The organism is Actinomadura rubrobrunea NBRC 15275, from assembly GCF_001552235.1.
GTDB lineage: Bacteria > Actinomycetota > Actinomycetes > Streptosporangiales > Streptosporangiaceae > Spirillospora > Spirillospora viridilutea.
Window position 1 is genome coordinate 1 of the sequence record NZ_BCQU01000181.1, and the last position, 3,084, is coordinate 3,084.

Genomic DNA, 3,084 nt, shown 5'->3' on the forward strand with positions numbered 1-3,084 from the left:
CCAGGCCGGGCAGGTCGAACCGGTCGGCGCGGGCCGCCGCGACGATGGCGTCGGCGGCCTCGCGCGGCACGGCGCCGATGTCGGCCTGCGCGCGGGCGAGGGCCGCCTCGGCGTCCAGCAGCGCCTGCAGCCACGCCGGGTCCCCGGTGGCGGCCTCGGTCTCCGTGCCCGCGCGCACCGGCGACAGCAGCCCCGCGTCCGGCGCGGCCGCCGCCCCGGACCCGGCGCCGCCGGCGGGCCGCCGGCGGCCGGACGTCCCGGAGTGGTCAAAGGTCAAGGAAGACGGTCTCCCGATCGCCCTGCAGATGCACGTCGAAACGATACGACGCCTCGCCGTCGCGTTCGGCGATCAGGGTGCCGCGGCGCTCCTCCGGGACCACGCCGAGCACCGGGTCGCTCGCGTGGGCGCCGGCGTCCTCGGGGAAGTACACGCGGGTGAACACCGGCTTGAGCAGGCCCCGCGCGAACACCGCCATCGCGATGTAGGGGGCGCCGTCGCCGACCCGGCCCGGCTTGACCGTGCTGAACCAGTAGTGGCCGTCGGGGTCGGTGCCGCAGCGGCCGAAGCCGGAGAAGTCGTGCCCCTCGCGGCGCAGCCCGCCCGGGCGCCGCGGGATCTCCCCGGCGGCGTCGGCCTGCCAGATCTCCAGCAGCGCGTCGGGCACCGGCTCGCCCGCGCCGTCCAGCACCCGGCCGTGCAGCCGGATCGCGCCGGCCTGCCAGGCCGGGGCGACCTTCGGTCCGTCGTCGTAGGGCAGCGCGAAGCCGTAGAACGGCCCCACCGTCTGCGACGGGGTGATGCCCAACTCGGGGGTCGTCTCGCCGCCAACCGCCGTCACGATTCCTCCATCGGGGTCTTGCCGAGCACGATGTCGAACTGGTAGCCGAGGGCCCACTCGGGCTTGGTGGTGTCCAGGTCGAACCGCGCGATCAGCCGCTGCCGGGCCTTCTCGTCCGGGATCGACTGGAAGATCGGGTCGTACGGGAACAGCGGGTCGCCGGGGAAGTACATCTGGGTGATCAGCCGCTGGGTGAACGCCGTGCCGAACACCGAGAAGTGGATGTGCGCGGGCCGCCACGCGTTGAGGTGGTTGCGCCAGGGGTAGGCGCCCGGCCTGATGGTGACGAAGTGGTAGCGGCCGTCGTCGTCGGTCAGGCAGCGGCCCGCGCCGGTGAAGTTGGGGTCGAGCGGCGCGGGGTGCTGGTCGCCGCCGTGCGCGTACCGCCCCGCGGAGTTGGCCTGCCAGATCTCGACCAGGGCCCCGCGGATCGGGCGGCCGGAGGTGTCGAGCACCCGGCCGGTGACGATGATGCGCTCGCCGAGCGGCTCGCCCGGGTGCTGGCGGGTCAGGTCGGCGTCCAGGGGGCCCAGCTCCTGGTGGCCGAAGACGGGCGAGGTCAGCTCCACGCTCTCGGGGCCGAGCTTGGGCATCACCAGCGGTTTCGAGGGGGCCCGCAGGACCGTGCTCTTGTAGTCGGGATGCAGGTACGGAGGATGGGTCATGGCCTGGTCCCTTCTCATGCTGACATCTGCGCGGGGGCGGTCATGCCACGGTGGCGCCGGCGCCGGTTCCGCCGCCGGTCGCGTCGGCCACGGGCGGCTCGGTGCGGGCGCGGATCTCCTCGACGGTGACGCCGGGGGCGGTCTCGACCAGGACCAGGCCGTCCGGCGTCACGTCCAGCACGCCCAGGTCGGTGATGATCCGGTCGACGCAGCGCGCGCCGGTCAGCGGCAGCGAGCACTCCTTGAGGATCTTGGGGGAGCCGTCCCGGGCGGTGTGGGTCATCACCACGATCACCCGCCGGGCCCCGTGCACCAGGTCCATCGCGCCGCCCATGCCCTTGATCATCTTGCCGGGCACCGACCAGTTGGCCAGGTCGCCGCGCTCGGAGACCTGCATGGCGCCCAGCACCGCGATGTCGATGTGCCCGCCGCGGATCATGCCGAACGACAGCGCGGAGTCGAAGCAGGAGGCGCCGGGCAGCACCGTCACCGTCTCCTTGCCCGCGTTGATCAGGTCGGGGTCGACCTCGTCCTCGGTCGGGTACGGCCCGACGCCGAGGATGCCGTTCTCGGCGTGCAGCACCACGTGCCGGTCCTCCGGGACGAACCCGGGGATCAGCGTGGGCAGCCCGATGCCCAGGTTCACGTAGGCGCCGTCGGGCAGCTCGGCCGCGGCGCGCGCCGCGATCTCCTCCCGGGACCAGGGCATCAGCCCACCCCCTTCCCCGCGTCCGGCGCGGGCCGCGTCGTGCGCTTCTCGATCGGCTTGTCGGCGGCCTGCTCGGGGGTGAGGGCGACCACCCGCTGGACGAACACGCCGGGCAGGTGCACGGCGTCCGGGTCGATCTCGCCCGGCTCCACCAGCTCCTCCACCTCGGCGAGGGTGATCCGCCCGGCCATCGCGCACAGCGGGTTGAAGTTGCGGGCCGCCTTGTCGAACACCAGGTTGCCGTGCCGGTCGCCCTTGGCCGCGCGGACCAGGGCGAAGTCGGTGGTGATGGCCTCCTCCAGCACGTAGGAGCGGCCGCCGAACTCGCGCACCTCCTTGGGCGGCGACGCCACGGCCACGCTCCCGTCGGGCGCGTACCGCCACGGCAGCCCGCCCTCGGCGACCAGCGTGCCCACGCCCGCGGGCGTGTAGAAGGCGGGGATGCCCGCTCCGCCCGCGCGCAGCCGCTCGGCCAGCGTGCCCTGGGGCATCAGCTCGACCTCGATCTCCCCGGCGAGGTACTGGCGGGCGAACTCCTTGTTCTCCCCCACGTAGGAGCCCATCGCCCGCGCGATGCGGCCCGCGGCCAGCAGGCGCCCGAGGCCCCGGCCGTCCAGCCCGCAGTTGTTGGACACCACCGTCAGCCCGCGGGACCCCCGTTCGAACAGCGCATCGATCAGCACGGTGGGGACCCCGCACAGCCCGAAGCCCCCCACGGCCAGCGAGGCGCCGTCGCCGATGTCGGCGACGGCCTCCGCCGCCGAGGCCACGACCTTGTCCATGTGCCTCCCGCCACGTCGCGCGCCCCGGGCCCGTCCGCCGGCGCGGCCGCCGCTGCTCGCGCCGGTTCGCCCGCCGCCGAGGGGGGCGG

4 protein-coding genes and 1 pseudogene are annotated in these 3,084 nt (G+C 74.5%); all 5 read right to left on the reverse strand.

Going from position 1 to position 3,084, the window contains the following annotated elements:
- Positions 1–277, reverse strand: a pseudogene (locus AR3_RS30105) (hypothetical protein); the annotation flags it as partial.
- Complete coding sequence (gene pcaG / locus AR3_RS28760; protein WP_227023365.1) at positions 267–839, reverse strand: protocatechuate 3,4-dioxygenase subunit alpha; 573 nt, start codon at positions 837–839, stop codon at positions 267–269. The gene pcaG and the pseudogene AR3_RS30105, both read right to left, overlap by 11 nt.
- Positions 836–1,522 (reverse strand): protocatechuate 3,4-dioxygenase subunit beta, encoded by a 687-nt coding sequence (gene pcaH, locus AR3_RS28765; protein WP_281179298.1) that lies wholly within the window; start codon positions 1,520–1,522, stop codon positions 836–838. Before pcaH ends, pcaG begins: the two co-directional genes overlap by 4 nt.
- Before the next feature lie 22 nt (positions 1,523–1,544).
- Entirely contained in the window at positions 1,545–2,213 is a 669-nt protein-coding gene (locus tag AR3_RS28770; protein WP_067918745.1) for a CoA transferase subunit B, read from the reverse strand.
- Positions 2,213–2,995: a CoA transferase subunit A gene (locus AR3_RS28775; protein ID WP_067918746.1), complete on the reverse strand. Its 783-nt coding sequence runs from the start codon at positions 2,993–2,995 to the stop codon at positions 2,213–2,215. The genes AR3_RS28770 and AR3_RS28775 overlap by 1 nt, the downstream gene beginning before the upstream one ends.
- Between the last annotated feature and the right edge of the window lie 89 nt (positions 2,996–3,084).

Coding starts and splice junctions, on each gene's coding strand:
- AR3_RS28770 (WP_067918745.1), bottom strand. CDS start 2,213: ATGCCCTGGTCCCGGGAGGAGATCGCGGCGCGCGCCGCGGCCGAGCTG.
- AR3_RS28775 (WP_067918746.1), bottom strand. CDS start 2,995: ATGGACAAGGTCGTGGCCTCGGCGGCGGAGGCCGTCGCCGACATCGGC.
- pcaH (WP_281179298.1), bottom strand. CDS start 1,522: ATGAGAAGGGACCAGGCCATGACCCATCCTCCGTACCTGCATCCCGAC.